Origin of the sequence: Pedobacter sp. MR2016-24 (assembly GCF_026239655.1) — a bacterium.
In the GTDB taxonomy this organism is placed as follows: domain Bacteria; phylum Bacteroidota; class Bacteroidia; order Sphingobacteriales; family Sphingobacteriaceae; genus Pedobacter.
Window position 1 is genome coordinate 696,891 of the sequence record NZ_JAPIVO010000001.1, and the last position, 18,335, is coordinate 715,225.

Sequence of the window (18,335 nt, forward strand, 5' to 3'; positions counted from 1 at the left end):
AATTAAAATATTCCATAATTTTATTATTCATGATGGTAAGGTTCGCCTTTTAAGATACTGAATGCACGATACAGTTGTTCTACAAAAAACAGACGTACCATCTGATGGGAGAAGGTCATGTCTGAAAGTGAAATACTTCCATTTGCTCTTTTATAAACGCTCTCATCAAATCCATAGGGGCCGCCAATAATGAATACCAATTGCTGAACACTGCCGATCATTTGTTTGTTTAAATAATCAGCAAACAGGACAGAAGTGTATTTCTTACCTTTCTCATCCATGAGTATAACTGTATCCAGGTTACTGATCTGTTTGAGGATCAATTCAGCTTCTTTCGACTTCTGTTGTGCCTGGGTAAGGTTCTTGGTGTTTTTAATATCTGGAATAATCACAAAATTAAATCCTATATAATGCTTTAAGCGGCCAAGATATTTTTCTATTCCTTCTATCAGGTATTTATCTTCAGTTTTTCCGACAGCGAGTAAGGTAATCTTCATTCTTTTGATCAGGTTATGATGTTTTGTCTATATTTAGAATTTTAGAGAATGATCAAAGATATGGTAAAATCGAAAGATAGCATTTTAAAGGACTATCAAAATAGTGTAGGCATTCAGGAGACGCTTATATCCACCTTAAAAAAGACCTTGAATAACATTTCCTTATTGCGCCTGGCTTTATTCCTGGCAGAGATTATCCTGATCAGCATTGTTATCAGTACCGGATATCATTGGATACTCGGCTTGCTGATGTTTGTGCCGGTCATTTGTTTTATGTTGCTGGTTAAACGTCAGACTGCAGTACAGCAGGAACTGAATTATGCAGAAAAGCTATTATTTATCTTTCAGAATGAAGTGGCCGTTATCGCCGGTGGCAAAAATGGCTATAAACATGGCGGGGCATTCGCCGATGAACTCCATCCTTATTCTTCAGATCTGGATATTTATGGCAGCGGCTCCTTATATGCACTGGTTAACCGCTCAAATACAATAAATGGCATGAAAATATTGGCAGATACACTCGGTAAACCCACTAAGAGATTAAATATTACCGACCGGCAGCAGGCTATCGCAGAGCTGACCAGGCATATCGACCAGACCTTCCATTTCAGGGCAGGATTGCAAAATCATCAACCAGAGCAGCTGGAGATAATTGAAGAAAAACTGACACATCAGATGCCCGCACAGCTGACATTTATCCACCACAAAATATTACGGCTCTACACACAGATTGCACCTGTATTTTCTATCGGTTTGCTGGTATTGGGCAGTGTTTTTGGTGGTGCTTTCTGGCAGGCTCTTGCTGCGGTTTTGCTGTTTAATTCTGCGCTGACTTTTTTCTATCTGAAGCAGATTAACCAGGTTTATTATGGTTTCAGTGGGAGTTCAAGTTTATTGAATGCGATTTCCGGTACCATTAAATGGACAGAAGAGGTAAAGTGGGAGAGTAGTTATATCAAAAGTTTTTTTAAACATGAGGCTAATGACGTTCCTTTAAGCAAACAGATCAAAGAACTATCGGGTATTATCCAGTCATTTGACGTGCGGCTGAATTTTCTTCTGGCGGCTTTATTTAATGTTTTCCTCTTGTGGGATTTCAGGTGTACCATGAAACTGGACAGCTGGCAAAGGCGCTCATCCGCACTTTTGATCGGCGGACTATATACCATCAGTCAGTTTGAAGAACTGATTTCTTTTGCGACTTTAAATTATAATGAGCCTGAATGGGTTTTTCCTGCTATTACGGAGACTTTTGAATTAAAGGCTAGCGGAATTGGGCATCCACTGATTGAGGCCGGTAAAAGGGTAATAAATGATTATGAGTTTAATATAAATCCGACTGTAGATATTATAACAGGTTCCAACATGGCTGGTAAAAGTACATTTTTGCGGACGGTAGGGATCAATATGGTACTCGCCTTTGCCGGAGCTCCTGTCTGTGCCACCGAAATGAAGGTTTCTTTCTTTGAGATGCTGACCTATATGCGGATCAAGGATTCATTAAATGACCAGACTTCCACTTTCAAGGCAGAGCTGAACCGCTTAAAGATGATTTTGGCTGGCGTGAGGGAGAAGGCACATCCATTGGTCTTAATTGATGAAATGTTGCGCGGTACCAATAGCAAGGACAAATATCTGGGCTCAAAAGTGTTTATTCAGAAGATGATTGTCGAGCAGACGCCAGCACTTTTTGCCACGCATGATCTTCAGTTATCAGAAATGGTAGAAGATGCGCCTGCCCTGATCCGGAATTATCATTTCGATATACAGTTAGCAGAGAGTGAGATGCACTTTGATTATAAATTGAAAGATGGGGCCTGTAGAACCTTTAATGCAGCTATCTTATTAAAGGAAATAGGGTTGAGCTTTAATCCGGATGAACACATTGCGTAAGACACGTTATTATAACATAATATAAAATTAACACCAAATGTCCATCTTGCCTGTTATAAAAAATAGATATGATCAAAGCCTCTGATTTCGGTAAAGATTTCTCCTGGGGAGTAGCTACAGCTGCTGCGCAGATTGAAGGTGCGGCAGATATGTATGGCAAGGGACCATCAATATGGGATACCTTTTCTAAAAGATCCGGAAAGATCAAAAAGGGGCATCACCCTGCTATGGCTTGTGATTTCTATCATCGCTATAATGAAGATATTGCATTGGTGAAGTTGCTTGGTTTTTCTGTTTTCAGATTTTCTATTTCCTGGCCAAGGATTCTTCCTTATGGTGATGGACTTGTTAACGAAGAGGGGATCCGGTTTTATCACAATGTGATTGATGAATGTCTGGAGCAGGGATTAATTCCCTATATAACGCTTTACCATTGGGATTTGCCAGAGGCACTGGAGGAAGAAGGGGGCTGGACAGCTTTTGGTATCAATACAGCATTCAACGCTTTTGTATCGGTTTGCGCTAAAACTTATGGCGATAAAGTAAAGAACTGGATAGTGCTCAATGAACCTTTCGGTTTCACTTCCCTGGGTTATATGCTGGGCGTGCATGCGCCGGGCAAAACAGGATTGACCAATTTCTTTTCTGCGGTGCATCATACGGCAATTGCTCAGGCTGACGGCGGAAGAATACTGCGTGCAGAGATCTCCAATGCAAATATTGGCACAACTTATTCCTGTTCAGAAATTCTTCCCTATACACAAAGTGAGTCGGATGTTTTAGCAGCTTCACGTGTGGATTGCCTGATGAACAGGTTATTTATAGAACCGGCACTCGGAATGGGCTACCCGGGGCAGGACTGGGAGGTCATGGAAAAGTTCTCTGTCTCACACTCTACCTGGAGGCATACGGAGCGACTTACATTTGACTTCGACTTTATAGGTCTGCAGAACTACTTTCCGCTGACCATTAAATACAATGCATTTATTCCCGTGATACAAGCGTGGGAAGTGAAAGCAAAAAGTAGAAAAAGACCTCATACTGCCATGGGCTGGGAAATCAATGCTGATTCTTTTTATAATATCATCAAGCAGTTCGCTGCCTATCCCAAGATAAAAAAACTGATGATCACTGAAAATGGTGCGGCATATCATGATAAATTAGTCGATGGAAAGGTAGACGATGAAGACCGCATCTCTTATTTTAAATTATACCTGGCGGCGGTGTTAAAGGCAAAAAAGGAGGGCGTAAATATTACAGGTTATATGGCCTGGACCTTAATGGATAATTTTGAATGGGCAGAAGGTTTTAATGCGCGGTTCGGACTGATTTATAATGATTTTAAGACCCAGCAGCGGACTATAAAATCTTCCGGTTACTGGTGGCAGGATTTTCTAAAGAAATAAGGGCATAAAAAAAAGCTCCCGATGATATTTAATCCCGGGAGCTTTTTTGTAAAGGTATTGATACTATTGAGCTACTTGTCTGCGGATAATGTTCAATGCACCACCGGCTTTGAACCATTCAATTTGTTGTGCATTGTAACTATGGTTTACAACAATTTCCTCAACAGTTCCATCAGCGTGGTTTAACACAACTGTTAAAGGAACGTTAGGTGTGAAAGTCGTTAATCCAACAATATCAATTGTATCATTTTCAAGAATCTTATCATAATCTTCCTTGTTATGGAAGGTTAATCCAAGCATACCTTGTTTTTTAAGATTTGTTTCGTGGATACGTGCAAATGATTTTACCAATACTGCGCGAACACCAAGGTGACGGGGCTCCATTGCAGCATGCTCACGTGAAGAACCTTCACCGTAATTTTCATCACCTACAACGATCGTTCCTACACCTGCTGCTTTATAAGCACGTTGTGTAGCCGGAACCGGGCCGAATTCACCAGTTATCGCATTTTTAACATCATCAGTTTTATCGTTGAAGTAGTTTACAGCACCGATAAGCATGTTGTTAGAGATATTATCCAGGTGACCTCTGAATTTTAACCATGGTCCAGCCATAGAAATATGGTCAGTAGTACATTTTCCTTTAGCTTTTATCAGCAGTTTCAGACCTTTCAGGTCTGTACCTTCCCAAGGCGTAAACGGATCAAGCAACTGCAGTCTGCTGGAAGTTTCAGAAACTAAAACCTGAACTCCGGATCCGTCTGCTGCTGGTTGCTGGTAACCTGCATCTTCAACAGCGAAACCTCTTGGAGGCAATTCATATCCTGAAGGTTCATCCAGTTTAACCTGCTCACCATTTGCATTGGTCAGTGTATCAGTCAATGGATTAAAGCTTAAATCTCCCGCAATAGCTAAAGCTGTTACCAGTTCCGGAGAACCAACAAAAGCGAAGGTATTAGGATTTCCGTCAGCACGTTTAGCGAAGTTACGGTTAAACGAGTGAACGATTGTATTGCGTTCCTGTTTCTCTGCACCTACTCTGTCCCACATACCAATACACGGTCCGCATGCATTTGTAAATACTTTAGCGCCAATCTGCTGGAAAACATCCATGAAACCATCGCGTTGAATTGTATAACGAATTTGCTCTGATCCGGGATTGATACAATATTCAGCCTTAGCTGTTAAGCCTTTTTCCGCAACTTGTTTAGCAATACTTACTGCTCTTGAAATATCTTCGTAAGAGGAGTTGGTACAAGAACCAATCAAACCCACATCAATTTTCATTGGCCATCCGTTAGCAGCAGCCACTTCTTTCATTTTTGAAATAGGTGTAGCTAAATCCGGAGTAAATGGTCCGTTCAGATATGGTTCAAGTGTAGAAAGATCAATTTCAATAATCTGATCAAAATATTTTTCAGGCTCTGCATAAACTTCAGCATCACCAGTTAAATGTTCTTTTATCTCGTTGGCAGCATCAGCCACATCAGCTCTGTTGGTTGCACGTAGATAACGCTCCATGCTCTCATCATAACCAAATGTTGAAGTTGTTGCACCAATTTCAGCACCCATATTACAAATTGTGCCTTTACCAGTACAGCTCATACCTGTAGCACCTTCACCGAAGTATTCAACAATAGCACCAGTACCACCTTTTACAGTAAGGATACCCGCAACTGTTAAGATAACGTCTTTTGCCGAAGTCCAGCCGCTTAATTTGCCTGTCAGTTTAACACCAATTAGTTTTGGAAATTTAAGCTCCCATGGTAAACCAGCCATTACATCACAAGCATCAGCACCACCAACACCTATCGCAACCATTCCTAAACCACCAGCATTTACAGTATGTGAATCTGTTCCTATCATCATACCACCCGGAAAAGCATAGTTTTCTAATACTACCTGGTGGATAATACCTGCACCTGGTTTCCAGAAGCCGATACCATATTTGTTAGATACAGACGCAAGGAAATCAAAAACTTCTTTACTTTCTGTGTTTGCAGCAGGTAAATCCTGTTCTGCACCATATTTTGCAGTGATCAGGTGATCACAATGTACAGTTGAGGGTACCGCAACTTTCGGTCTTCCAGCCTGCATAAACTGCAATAATGCCATTTGGGCAGTTGCATCTTGCATAGCTACACGGTCAGGTGCAAAATCTACATAGTCTGTACCTCTTACGTACGAAGTATTTGTATTTTCATCCCAAAGGTGAGTGTATAAGATTTTTTCTGAGAGTGTTAAAGGTCTGCCTACTAGTTTACGTGCCGCCTCAACGCGGGGGCCAAAGTTTGCATACACCTTTTTGATCATTTCAATATCAAAAGCCATTGATAATATGTGTTAAAAGGTAATATATTAAAATTATTTGTAGCGAATTTACAAAAAAAAACAGGGTAGGGCCATCATATGTAAATCATTATATTATTTATATAAGTTCTAAATAAATTACAGATTCATCCGCTATAATTCCTCCACCTGTCCGGTATTGGACGCAGCTGTTCATTAACGGACAGGAAAAGCAAGTCCTTCGGTATTAAGGTGTTGATAAACAATTGTTTATTAACTTATTTGGTTTTGGCTTGAACTTGGCAGACGTCTTCAAAATTAGAGCGTACGAAATTGATAACCCGCTTCCGTTAAGAACTTAAGTGTGGCCGGAAGTGAAAATTTTAACCGGTCGAATGCTTTTATGCTGTCATGAAAAACTACGATGGATCCATTTCTCGTATTGTGGATTACGTTCTGATAACATTTCTCAGGAGAGAGGTTGATATCAAAGTCGCCGCTCAATACATCCCACATGATAATATTGAGTGAAGGATCAATAGCTTTCAGTTGTCTGATCTGCGATTTTTTGATTCTTCCGTAAGGGGGGCGGAAGAGATGTGTATTGGTGAGTTGCTGACATTGATTGAAATTTTGAATATAATCACTGTCGTTTGTTTTCCAGCCCCTCAGGTGGTTAAATGTGTGGTTGCCAATGGCATGTCCGTCAATTTTAATTTGTTCAAAAATATGCGGATGCTTATTTATATTGTCGCCAATACAGAAGAAAGTTGCTTTGCAGCCAAAGCTTTTTAAAGTATTTAAAACAAAGTCTGTAACAAGCGGTATAGGTCCGTCGTCAAAGGTTAAATAAACGACTTTGTCGAGGCGGCTTTTGTTCCATACTAAAGATGGGTAATACCATTTTAATAGAAGAGGAGATTTAACCAGATACATAGCCAAATGTAAGAAATAACAAATGGTTGCTAATGGAAAAATTACAAAATGAAATAGTTGTTTATCTTAATATTGTGAAATTAAAATTATGAATATGTTTACCAACAATAGCCTGCTGTCAAAACTTACATTCGCCGTTTCTTTTGTCATCGTAACCATAGGCTTGTCCAGTAGTGCCAGTGCCCAGGAAACAATTACCATTCAGCAGGCCGTTGAGCGCATGTTACAAAATAACCTGAACATTAAACAGGCAGCGCTAAACGTTTCCACTGCTGCTGTAAACTTACAGCAATCGAAGGCCGCAGTTTATCCTTCTTTAAATGGGAGTGCCAGTTCTAACCTTTACTTTGGACGTAGTGCAAACCCGACTACAGGTCTGGTAGTTTCACAGAACTCTTTCCAAGGTGACGGGGGACTGAATACCTCGGTAGATGTATTTGGCGGTTTAACAAAAGTGAACCAAATCAAACAGAACAAGATATTACTTGCTGCGGGCAACAGCAACCTGGATAAAATTAAAAATGATCTCACGTTACAAGTAGTGACTGCCTATTTCCAGGTTGTATACAATGTTGATCTGTTAAGAGCATCTAAGGAACAATTAATCGTCGCACAGCAAACTCAGGAAAGAGAAGAAGCCTTATTAGAGGCGGGAAATAAAACTATAGCAGATGTTTCGCAGGCCAAAGCTCAGGCGGCTACTGCAGAATTGAATGTAACAAATGCGCAAAATCAGCTGACCATTTCCTATCTGACTTTATCTCAACTGATGGAAATGAGAGCAGACTCTGATAATTATGTGGTTGTTGCACCGACTGTTGAGGAAGTGGCCATGGCACAGAAAAGTTATAATGTAAATGAAGTTTATAATGCTTCTTTATCTATTTTTCCTGATATCAAATTGGCCCAATTGAATCGTGAAGCAGCTGAGAAAGGAATTAGTGTGGCAAAAGGTTCACTATATCCCAGATTATCATTAGGCGCAGGTTTGGGTTCCAGGTTTTATTATGGTCTGAACTCGCTAAGTTCAGATCCGAATTTCAATACACAGATTGATAATAACTTATATAAATCCATCGGTTTTAATCTCCAGATCCCTATTTTTAACGGATTACAAGCTAAATCAAATGTGAAAAGAGCAAGAATTGATTACGAAGGATTCAAGCTCCAGGAAAGTCTGGCAAAAAATAACCTAAATAAAGTAATTGCGCAAGCTATTGCCGATCTGCGCGCTGCGGGAAGCCGGTATGGATCTACGCAAAATACATTTAATGCGCAAAAAGATGCTTTCAATGTAATCGAACAGCGGTATAATGTAGGTTTGGTGAATTCACTGGACTATAATACAGCAAGAACAAACAGGAACAAAGCAGAGATAGATTTTATACAGGCCAAATACGATGTGGTATTCAGGTCTAAAGTAATAGATTATTACCTGGGCAAGCAGATTAACTTTTAACCCTATACAAACAAAAAACACAAACAAATGAAACTGAAACATATCCTTATTGCGGTTGGTGTGCTTATCGCCTTACTTGTAGTAGCAAAATTGACAGGGTTAATTGGCGGAGAAAAGATAGAGAAAGTCACCATAGAAAAAGCAGAAAGCAGAAAAGTAACAGAAACGGTTACTGCCAGCGGTAAAATACAGCCTGAAACTGAGGTTAAATTGAGTTCTGAAGTATCCGGAGAGGTGGTTGAGTTATTAGTTAAAGAAGGTGATGTGGTTAAAAAAGGTCAGCTGCTCTTTAAAGTAAGACCAGACATCTTAAAGTCGGGTTATGACAGGGCGAGTGCTTCCTACAATTCTCAGCGTGCCAGTGTTGGTTCTGCCGAACAGCAACTCAAACAATCGCAGGGGACCTTCGCTAATGAGGAAGGCATCTATAAAAGAAATGTAGAGCTTTTTAAAAAGAAAGTGATATCAGTTGCGGAATTTGATGCAGCAAAAGCAGCTTATTCTACAGCAAAAACAAGTTTGGAAGGTGCTAAACAATCATTAATTGCAGCTAAATTCAACCTTGCACAATCTGGTGCCAATGTTCAGGAAGCAAGTGCTAACCTGGCTAAGGCAACTACTTATGCACCGGTTGATGGAGTGATCTCAAAACTATCTGTAGAGCTCGGAGACAGGATCTTAGGTACTGCTCAGTTTGCAGGAACGGAGATCATGAGGATATCAAACCTGAATTCAATGGAAGTTAATGTGGATGTGAATGAGAATGACATCAACAGGGTGAATGTAGGAGATAGTGCCGCTATTGAAGTAGATGCATTTGCTGATAAAAAGTTCAAAGGTGTAGTGACAGAAATTGCCAGCTCTTCGAAAGATGTGGGCACGGCAACAACCACGGTAGACCAGGTGACGAACTTTGTTGTAAAAGTAAGGATTGCTGCCAACTCTTATTTCGGCGTTAAAGGTGGTGCAAAAGATCTTCCTTCGCCATTCAGACCTGGATTGTCGGCCACTGTTGATATTGAAAGTTCGACGGTAAATAGTTTATCTGTTCCGATTCAGTCTGTTTTCACCAAAGACAATAGCAAAGATAATAAGGAAGCTAAAGAAGGGGATGCAAACAATGATAAGCAGAAATCAAAACTCAATGATAAAACGATCAAACAGTATGTTTTTGTTTATGAAGGAGGAAAAGTAAAGCAGGTTGAAGTGACAACCGGTATCCAGAATGATCAGTACATCCAGATTAAAACAGGTTTAAAAGCAGGTACAGAAGTGGTAAGCGGACCTTATTCAGCCATTCAAAACCGATTGAAAGATGGTGCCAAAGTAGAAAAAACAACTAAGGATCAGTTGTTTGCTCAGCCTGACAAAAAGTAAGTCCATCCACTATCAATAAAATAAGTAATTTGTCCCGGTTTAAAACATTAAGCCGGGATTTTTTATTTATAAATGATGATACCAAAAGTCGCAATGATTGGTGGCGGTAGTTGGGCAACTGCGGTCATAAAAATGCTTTCAGATAACCTTACTGAAAAAGAAATCTACTGGTGGATGCGGGATGCCGATTCCATTGCACATGTGAAGAAGTATAGTCACAATCCAAAATACCTGAGTTCAGTAGAGATTAAGATACCTAAAAACAATATCTCAAATCAGATCAGTGAGATTATAAAACCTGCTGATTATATTATCCTGAATGTTCCTGCCGCTTTTTTAAAAGAAACATTGCGCGATGTTACCCCTGAACTGTTTGCCGGGAAGAAAATTGTTTCTGCGATCAAAGGGATCGTTCCGGATGAAAATCAAATCATCGGTGAATTTATCCATGAAAAATTTAAAGTACCGCTGTCAGATATCCTGGTGATTAGTGGTCCCTGCCATGCAGAGGAGGTCGCATTGGAGAAACTTTCTTATTTGACTATTGCCTCTACTAATATTGGAAGTGCCGGTAGTTTTGCAGCATTATTGAATACGCGTTATATTAAAACCAATGTTTCTGATGATATCTTTGGTACAGAATACGCAGCTGTTTTGAAAAATATCTATGCTGTTGCCAGTGGTATCTGCCATGGCGTCGGGTATGGGGATAATTTTCAGGCCGTACTCATCTCCAATGCGATACGTGAAATAAAGAGATTTGTAGATGCTGTTCATCCTATTGAACGTGATATTAAAGAGTCGGCCTACCTGGGTGATTTATTGGTGACGGCCTACTCACAGTTCAGCAGGAACCGTACTTTCGGTAATATGGTAGGTAAGGGTTATACCGTCAAATCTGCTCAGCTGGAGATGAACATGATCGCCGAAGGTTATTATGCCGCCAGTTGTATGCATGTGATCAATAAAAAATACAATGTCGATATGCCAATCAGCCGTGCGGTTTATGCCATACTTTATGAGCGTCACTCCCCGCAGATTGAAATGAAGCTGCTTACTGAAAAACTGAATTAAAACAAATATATTCCCTCGGATGTTAATGGATATATTGGTTATCATGTAAATCATGCTGCCATAAAACTTAATTACATCACCATGAAAAGGAAGTATTTATTGGGTTTATTAACCCTTGCATTAATTGGTACAGTTTCTTTGTCGGCACAAGCGCAGGAAAAGAAAACAGTAGGCGAAACTATTGATAAAACAGCAACGAAGGTGGGACACAAAACCGCAGAAGTTGCAGTGAAAGGCTCGTCGAAAGTAGCCGATAAAACATACAAAGGTAAAATGGCACCTGATGGCACTAACGTATATATCGATGGTAAAAACAGAAAATATTACGTCAATAAAAAAGGCGGTAAAGTTTATTTAAAAGCTTCGCAAATCAGAAATAAACCTGCTGAGTAATAATCAGGTTATATTATTATTTTATAATCCGGATCCTTCGATCCGGATTTTTTTGTTAATATAGGGTTATGAGAAAAAATGCAGTTGTAATCAGATCACTGTTGTTGATGCTGCTTGCAGAGCTACTTATTGTTCTTCCTGGCGATGGTCAGGTGATTCGGCATCAGCATGCTGCGGTAGTGAGTGCTCATCCTGAAGCATCCAAAGTTGGCGTTGCTATTATGAAACAGGGCGGAAATGCTGTTGATGCTACAGTGGCGGTACAGTTTGCACTTGCTGTCGTTTATCCTAATGCAGGAAATATCGGTGGCGGTGGTTTCCTGGTTTACAGGGGTAATGCAGGGAATACTGATGCGCTGGACTACCGCGAAAAAGCGCCTGGCAAGGCTTCAAAAAATATGTACCTGGATGAGAAGGGAAATGCAATAATAGATAAAAGTCTTTATGGGGCATTGGCATCGGGTGTTCCCGGAACAGTTGCAGGAATGATTAAAGCCCATCAGAAATACGGAAAGCTTAAATGGAAAAAGGATCTGCAGCCGGCCATTGAACTTGCTGAGAAGGGATTTCCAATTACGGCGCAACAGGCAGGTGAATTGAATAAGAACAAAGAGGCATTTTTAAAATACAATAGAATGCCAACGGCTTTTGTAAAAGAAGGTTTATGGAAAGAAGGAGATTTACTCCTGCAGCCTGCTTTAACACGCACGCTGAAATTAATCAGGGATCAAGGAAGATCTGGTTTTTATGAAGGTGCTGTGGCCAATGCAATTGTCACTTCGATGGAGCACACCAAGGGTGTCATTTCTTTAAATGACCTTAAAAATTATCAGGCAATCTGGAGAACACCTATAGCAGGGACATATAAAAATTATAAAGTAATTGCCATGCCTCCGCCATCAAGTGGGGGTATTGCGCTGTTGACCATGCTGAAACAAGTAAGCAACTTCCCTATAAGCAGCTGGGGCTTTCAACGCGACTCTACCGTACAGCTAATGGTAGAAACAGAACGCAGGGCTTATGCAGACAGGGCAAGTTACCTTGGAGACCCTGATTTCTTTAAAGTACCTCAGGTGGCTTTATTGGATGCCAATTATATGATGGGCAGAATGAGGAACCTGAGCTTTGTAAAAGCTACACCCAGCAGCGAGATCAAACCTGGTGTATTACCTGATTATGAGAGCGAGCAAACCACGCATTTCTCCATCGTAGATGAAGAAGGGAATGCTGTTTCTGCAACAACTACATTAAATGGCTCCTATGGTTCATTGGTTGTTGTTGAGGGTGCTGGATTTATTTTAAATAACGAGATGGATGACTTCTCGGTAAAACCGGGTTCCCCAAATATGTATGGACTTGTTGGTGGGCTTGCTAATGCTATAGTGCCCGGAAAAAGAATGCTGAGTTCCATGACGCCTACTATTATAGAACAGGATGGTAAATTACTAATGGTTGTGGGTACACCTGGTGGTTCTACGATCATCACCTCAGTGTTTCAAACGATCCTGAATGTGCTTGAATTTGGACAGGACATGCAGTCAGCAGTTGCGTCACCACGTTTTCATCACCAATGGTTACCTGATGAGGTTTATGTAGAAAGGGGTGCTATTGATGAAGCTACCAGAAAACGACTGGAATTAAAAGGCTATAAGATTGTTGAGCGTGGACCCATGGGCAGGGTAGATGCCATCCTGATCAGAACAGATGGCAGTTTAGAAACAGGCGCAGATCCAAGAGGAAATGATACGGGCCTTGGTTATTAATTGAGAATGATATTAAATAGAAAGGGCCGTCATTACAGACAGCCCTTTGCTAATTATATGGGATGAGATTAAGACCTGCGTCTTCTGTCTCCGCTTCCGCTTCCTTCTCTTCTTCCACTTCCACCGGCATTTCCGCCTTCACGTGGTTTTCCAGAGAAATCTCTGAATCCGCCACCAGCGTTTCCGCCTTCACGTCTTCCGCTTCCGCCTGCACTTCTTCTTTCACCACCGCCATAGCTTTTTCTTTCGCCACCACCAGAACTTCTTCTGTCGCCGCCCCCGCTATAGCTTCTTCTTTCACCACCACCAGATCTTCTTTCACCACCTTCAGGTGCATCACCAGATTTTTCAATCCTTACACTACGGTTGTTGAACTGAACATCCTTAAAGTTAGTGAACAGGGAATCAACAATTGCATTTTCAACTTCAAAGAATGAATACACACCTTTAAGGTCAATTTTACCAATGTTTTTTCCACTGATTTTACCGTTATTACAAACAAAAGATAATAAGTCACCTCTTGTAAACTCATCTACCGAACCTACGTTGATAAACAAACGGGTGTAATCACTGTTTCTTGGACCTCTTGCACCACGTTCTCCGCGCTCGCCACGTTCGTCTGTAGCTGCTGCATTTAAATCAGGTGCATTTTTGTAATACTCTAAAAAGCGGTTAAACTCCAAAGATGCAAAACGTTTGATCACTTCTTCTTTGCTTAATTCAGCAAATTCATCCATGATACGTGGAATGTATTGTTCGATCTGACTTTCGTTTACTTCAACATTGTGAACTTTGTGAACCAAAGAGAACAATTGTTTTTCGCAAACGTCGAAACCTGTTGGCAATTCAGCTTTAGTGAATGGCTTACCAATGATTCTTTCAATCTGACGGATCTTACCTAATTCCTTAGAATTGATGATACAGATAGAGATACCTGTTTTACCAGCTCTTCCTGTACGACCACTACGGTGGGTATAACTTTCAATTTCATCTGGCAATGAATAGTTCACAACGTGAGTCACATTGTTTACATCAATACCACGTGCAGCAACATCTGTTGCAATCAGCAACTGCATGTTACGGTCACGGAAACGCTGCATTACTTTATCACGTTGTTGTTGAGACAAATCACCGTGTAAAGCATCCGCATTGTAACCATCCTTGATCAGGTTCTCTGCAACATCCTGTGTATCCAATTTGGTTTTACAGAATACCACTGCGAAAATTTCAGGGTTGAAATCCACAATACGTTTCAAGGCAGCATATTTATCTCTTGCACGTACTACATAGTACTCATGCTCGATATTTACGTTACCAGTGTTTTTGGTTCCCATGGTTAACTCAGTAGGGTTATCCATGTAATTTTTAGCTATTCTTCTAACCTCAGGAGGCATAGTAGCCGAAAATAACCATGTTTTTTTGTCATCAGGAGTAGTAGACAAAATATCATTGATGTCTTCCTGGAAGCCCATGTTCAACATCTCATCAGCCTCATCAAGTACTACATATTTCACACTTGAGAAATCTATAGCCTTACGGCCAATAATGTCTAACATACGACCCGGTGTGGCTACAACAACCTGTACACCGTTTCTGATCTCACGCAATTGCTGCATAATGTTTGCGCCACCGTAAACGGCAACCACACTAGCACCAGGCGTGTTTTTTGAGTAATTTTTGATGTCGCTAGCAATCTGCAAGCAAAGCTCTCTTGTAGGGCAAAGAATTAGTGCCTGAGGCTTATTTACCTTGAAGTCTATCAGTTCAATTAGCGGCAAACCAAATGCGGCTGTTTTTCCTGTTCCTGTTTGGGCCAAACCAACAAAATCGTTATTGCCCTCTAACAGCACAGGAATAGCTTGCTCCTGAATAGGTGTTGGATTTTCGAAACCTAAATCCTTTACGGCATTAACAACGTCATCACTTATCCCCAATAATTTAAATGGGTTTATCATTCGTAAAATTGTTTTTAAAAAGGTTATGATGCAATCATAAACGTTTATTTGCTCCTTCTGAAGGAAGGTACGCATCTGACGGGATCACTATAACTTTATTATTAAGCCGCAAAGGTACGCTTATTTTTCGGTATTTGTTTGGTACATAACTAAATAAAAAGTAAATAACCTTTATCTTAGTCTGTCGGCCGATCTGATTAGCCGTTCATCATTACTAATACCTCTGATAGCCAGTACACAAAAAAGAATGGAAACGGCAGGCAGATAGGTGCCGGCGTTAAAAGAAGCTCCGTTTATTCCGCCGGGAATAGTTTGCGCATAGTAAGCTGCTCCTGCGATAATAACGATAATGAAGATGATCGCTAAAAGAATGATCCGCTTTTGTAGCGTTCTGTTCTTGAAGTTGAAAATATTGACGAGACAAATCAAACCTGTGAATATGGTAAAGCCAAAAAGTGGCGTATAAGCGGCCAGTTGTTTTGTGCCCTGATTGGCCTTCTGATATAATCCGCCTACCTGAAACCACAATTCTCCTGCACTACCCGTTTTTGTGAGTATGGGTAATATCAGTAATAAAAACAAAGTCAGGCTTGCCAGAAACAGCCATATCGATTGTACTCTTTGTATCATATCAATTCAATAATTTTCAACAAATATATTAAAAGACAGCTAAAGGCCTGTCTTGTTAGCGGAAAAAAGTATTTTTGCAGTCAATTGAATACGCAACGTTTTTTTATAGAATTAGCCTACGACGGAACTGCTTATCACGGATGGCAGATCCAGCCAAATGCCATAACCGTTCAGGAAGAGCTTGATAAGGCACTTTCGGTTTTTTTCAGGCAGAAAGTAGAAACACTGGGCTGCGGCAGAACGGACACGGGTGTACATTCCAGTACATTTTTTGCACACATGGATTTGAATGAGGTGACTGTAGAGCAGGCGGAAAGATCAGTGGGCGGAGTAAACTCACTTTTACCTTATCAGATTGCAGTAAAGCGCATATTTAAAGTCGCAGGTGATGCACACGCACGTTTTGATGCCACCGCGAGATCTTATGAATATCATTTCCATTTCCATAAAGACCCGTTTAAACTTAACCGTTCCTGGTTATACAAATGGAAACTGGATGCAGATGCCATGAATGCCGCTGCGGCATTGTTATTAAATTATAAAGATTTCACCAGTTTCAGTAAGGCAAGTGATACGGCGACAAATAACTGTATAATCACTGAAGCTTATTTCAGGCCTGTAGAGGACGGACTTGTGTTTAAGATTACGGCGGACCGTTTTCTGAGGAATATGGTGCGCGCCGTAGTAGGAACCTTAATCCTGATTGGCCGGAAAGAAATCAGCGTGGCAGAACTGGTAGAAATTATAGAGAGTAAAAATCGCAGTAAAGCTGGTCAGTCCGTACCTGCATGTGGACTTTATCTCGTAAATGTTATATATCCTTACGTCAAATAAAATATGTCTAAAATAACGGGTGATGCTTTTAATGTAAGTTTATTGAAAAGGGTTTTTCAATATGTGAAGCCCTATCGGAGAATCTTTATCTGGTCAGTGATCCTGACTATCCTGCTCGCTGTAGTAGCACCGGTAAGACCTTTTCTGATTAAATATACACTTGATAATTACATTCTGAAAGGTCAATATAGTGGCCTGGTGATGATGACAGTAGTCATGCTGGTATTGCTTGTCGTGCAAAGCGTGATACAGTATAGCCATACACTGCTCACCAATACGCTCGGACAGTCGGCTATCCGCGATTTGCGGATCAACGTATTCAATCATATTACCAAACTCAGACTTAAGTTTTTTGATAAAACACCCATTGGCCAGTTGATTACACGTACCGTGTCTGACCTGGAGACCATCTCTGATATCTTTTCTGAGGGATTGATTGTAATTATCGGTGATATCCTGCAGGTCATTGCCATTATTGGCGTGATGTTGTATGCCGACTGGAGCCTAACGCTGATGGTTTTGCTGCCCATGCCTTTGCTGATTATGGCGACTTCAGTCTTTCAAAAATCAATTAAATCTGCTTTTCAGGAAATCAGGACGGAAGTCTCTAACCTGAATACGTATTTACAGGAACATATTACCGGGATATCAATCATCCAGTACTTTGCAAGGGAAGAACAGGAGTACCGGAAGTTTAAAAAGATCAATTCGCGTTACCGCGATGCGAACATCCGGTCAAATTGGTACTATTCTATTTTCTTTCCGGTAGTAGAAGTGATTTCTGCAATGTCATTAGGCCTACTGGTCTGGTACGGCGCCAGAAGTATCTTATCAAAACCACTGGATGTTACACCTGGAACGATAGCCGAATTTATCTTGTATATCGGTATGCTCTTCAGGCCTATCCGGGAACTTGCGGATAAATTCAATACACTCCAGATGGGTATGGTAGGAGCAGAGCGGGTATTTAAAGTGCTTGACACCAACGAGAAGACGGTCAATAATGGTGTGTATACACCTGAAAAGATGAAAGGTGCCATTTCATTTGATCGGGTGTGGTTTGCGTATAACGATGAAAACTTTGTACTGAAAAATCTGTCTTTCACTGTGAAGGCCGGGCAAACGATCGCCATGGTTGGCGCAACGGGCGCCGGAAAATCCTCTACCATCAATATTCTCAATCGTTTTTATGACATACAGCAGGGGGAGATCAAAATTGACGGCGTAAACATAGACGATTATGAATTGTCTTATCTCCGTAACAAGATCGCTACAGTTCTGCAGGATGTATTTCTCTTTTCGGATACGATTTTCAACAATATTACTCTGAATAATCCATCTGTTACCATGGAGGAAGTGGTGGATGCGGCTAAAAAAGTGGGTGCGCACGACTTTATCGAACGCCTCCCGGGCGGCTACCAATACAATGTGATGGAGCGCGGGGCAACGCTTTCTGCCGGACAGGCACAGCTGATTTCTTTTATCAGGGCATTGGTTTATAACCCTTCGATTTTAGTTTTAGATGAGGCTACATCGTCCGTAGACACAGAAACGGAGATGCTGATTCAGAATGCAATAGACCGGTTGATGAAAGGCAGGACCTCCATCGTCATTGCACATCGCTTGTCCACTATCCAGAAGGCAGATCAGATTATTGTGCTGGATAAGGGAGAAATTAAGGAAATAGGCAATCACCAGGAATTGCTGAAGCTTGATGGCTACTACAGGAGGCTGTATGATTTGCAATTTAATTCCGTCGGTATAGCTAAATAGTTAAATGTTTGAATTGCATTTGGCAATCCATGCAATAATCTTAGATTTGCATAAAA

Annotated in this window: 14 protein-coding genes; 9 read left to right on the top strand and 5 right to left on the bottom strand. The window is 40.8% G+C overall.

Annotation, left to right across the window (positions count from 1 at the left end; all coding sequences use genetic code 11):
• Positions 1 to 23: 23 nt before the first annotated feature.
• The gene (rlmH, locus tag OQX62_RS03195; RefSeq protein WP_265829953.1) at positions 24 to 497 is read right to left on the bottom strand and encodes a 23S rRNA (pseudouridine(1915)-N(3))-methyltransferase RlmH; all 474 of its coding nucleotides are present in this window, start codon (positions 495 to 497) and stop codon (positions 24 to 26) included.
• 48 nt (positions 498 to 545) lie between these two features.
• Between rlmH and OQX62_RS03200 the strand changes: the two genes are divergently transcribed.
• Together OQX62_RS03200 and OQX62_RS03205 are read left to right on the top strand one after the other, a co-directional pair.
• A complete protein-coding gene (locus tag OQX62_RS03200; RefSeq protein WP_265829954.1) occupies positions 546 to 2,390 on the top strand; it encodes a MutS-related protein in 1,845 nt (614 codons plus the stop codon).
• A gap of 68 nt (positions 2,391 to 2,458) precedes the next feature.
• Positions 2,459 to 3,796: a GH1 family beta-glucosidase gene (locus OQX62_RS03205; RefSeq protein ID WP_265829955.1), complete on the top strand. Its 1,338-nt coding sequence runs from the start codon at positions 2,459 to 2,461 to the stop codon at positions 3,794 to 3,796.
• Between the two features lie 63 nt (positions 3,797 to 3,859).
• On the opposite strand, the gene OQX62_RS03210 is transcribed toward OQX62_RS03205, so the two are convergent.
• Together OQX62_RS03210 and OQX62_RS03215 are read right to left on the bottom strand one after the other, a co-directional pair.
• A complete protein-coding gene (locus tag OQX62_RS03210) occupies positions 3,860 to 6,127 on the bottom strand; it encodes an aconitate hydratase (RefSeq protein WP_265829956.1) in 2,268 nt (755 codons plus the stop codon).
• 276 nt (positions 6,128 to 6,403) lie between these two features.
• Positions 6,404 to 7,021: a polysaccharide deacetylase family protein gene (locus tag OQX62_RS03215; protein WP_265829957.1), complete on the bottom strand. Its 618-nt coding sequence runs from the start codon at positions 7,019 to 7,021 to the stop codon at positions 6,404 to 6,406.
• Between the two features lie 88 nt (positions 7,022 to 7,109).
• Between OQX62_RS03215 and OQX62_RS03220 the strand changes: the two genes are divergently transcribed.
• From OQX62_RS03220 to ggt, 5 genes are all read left to right on the top strand, one after another.
• A complete protein-coding gene (locus tag OQX62_RS03220; protein WP_265829958.1) occupies positions 7,110 to 8,480 on the top strand; it encodes a TolC family protein in 1,371 nt (456 codons plus the stop codon).
• A 27-nt stretch (positions 8,481 to 8,507) separates the two neighbouring features.
• Positions 8,508 to 9,857, top strand: coding sequence for an efflux RND transporter periplasmic adaptor subunit (locus tag OQX62_RS03225; protein WP_265829959.1), 1,350 nt, complete (start codon positions 8,508 to 8,510; stop codon positions 9,855 to 9,857).
• Between the two features lie 72 nt (positions 9,858 to 9,929).
• A complete protein-coding gene (locus tag OQX62_RS03230) occupies positions 9,930 to 10,931 on the top strand; it encodes an NAD(P)H-dependent glycerol-3-phosphate dehydrogenase (RefSeq protein ID WP_265829960.1) in 1,002 nt (333 codons plus the stop codon).
• 81 nt (positions 10,932 to 11,012) lie between these two features.
• Entirely contained in the window at positions 11,013 to 11,324 is a 312-nt protein-coding gene (locus tag OQX62_RS03235; RefSeq protein WP_265829961.1) for a hypothetical protein, read from the top strand.
• A 68-nt stretch (positions 11,325 to 11,392) separates the two neighbouring features.
• Complete coding sequence (gene ggt / locus OQX62_RS03240) at positions 11,393 to 13,087, top strand: gamma-glutamyltransferase (protein WP_265829962.1); 1,695 nt, start codon at positions 11,393 to 11,395, stop codon at positions 13,085 to 13,087.
• Positions 13,088 to 13,155: 68 nt separating this feature from the next.
• Here ggt and OQX62_RS03245 read toward each other — a convergent pair whose 3' ends face one another.
• On the bottom strand, positions 13,156 to 15,042 hold the full coding sequence (locus OQX62_RS03245) for a DEAD/DEAH box helicase (protein WP_265829963.1): 1,887 nt from the start codon (positions 15,040 to 15,042) through the stop codon (positions 13,156 to 13,158).
• Between the two features lie 171 nt (positions 15,043 to 15,213).
• The gene (locus OQX62_RS03250; RefSeq protein WP_265829964.1) at positions 15,214 to 15,672 is read right to left on the bottom strand and encodes a DUF4293 domain-containing protein; all 459 of its coding nucleotides are present in this window, start codon (positions 15,670 to 15,672) and stop codon (positions 15,214 to 15,216) included.
• An 84-nt stretch (positions 15,673 to 15,756) separates the two neighbouring features.
• Here OQX62_RS03250 and truA point away from each other — a divergent pair, with 84 nt between their 5' ends.
• A complete protein-coding gene (gene truA, locus OQX62_RS03255) occupies positions 15,757 to 16,506 on the top strand; it encodes a tRNA pseudouridine(38-40) synthase TruA (RefSeq protein WP_265829965.1) in 750 nt (249 codons plus the stop codon).
• 3 nt (positions 16,507 to 16,509) lie between these two features.
• Positions 16,510 to 18,279, top strand: coding sequence for an ABC transporter ATP-binding protein (locus OQX62_RS03260; protein ID WP_265829966.1), 1,770 nt, complete (start codon positions 16,510 to 16,512; stop codon positions 18,277 to 18,279).
• Positions 18,280 to 18,335 lie beyond the last annotated feature (56 nt).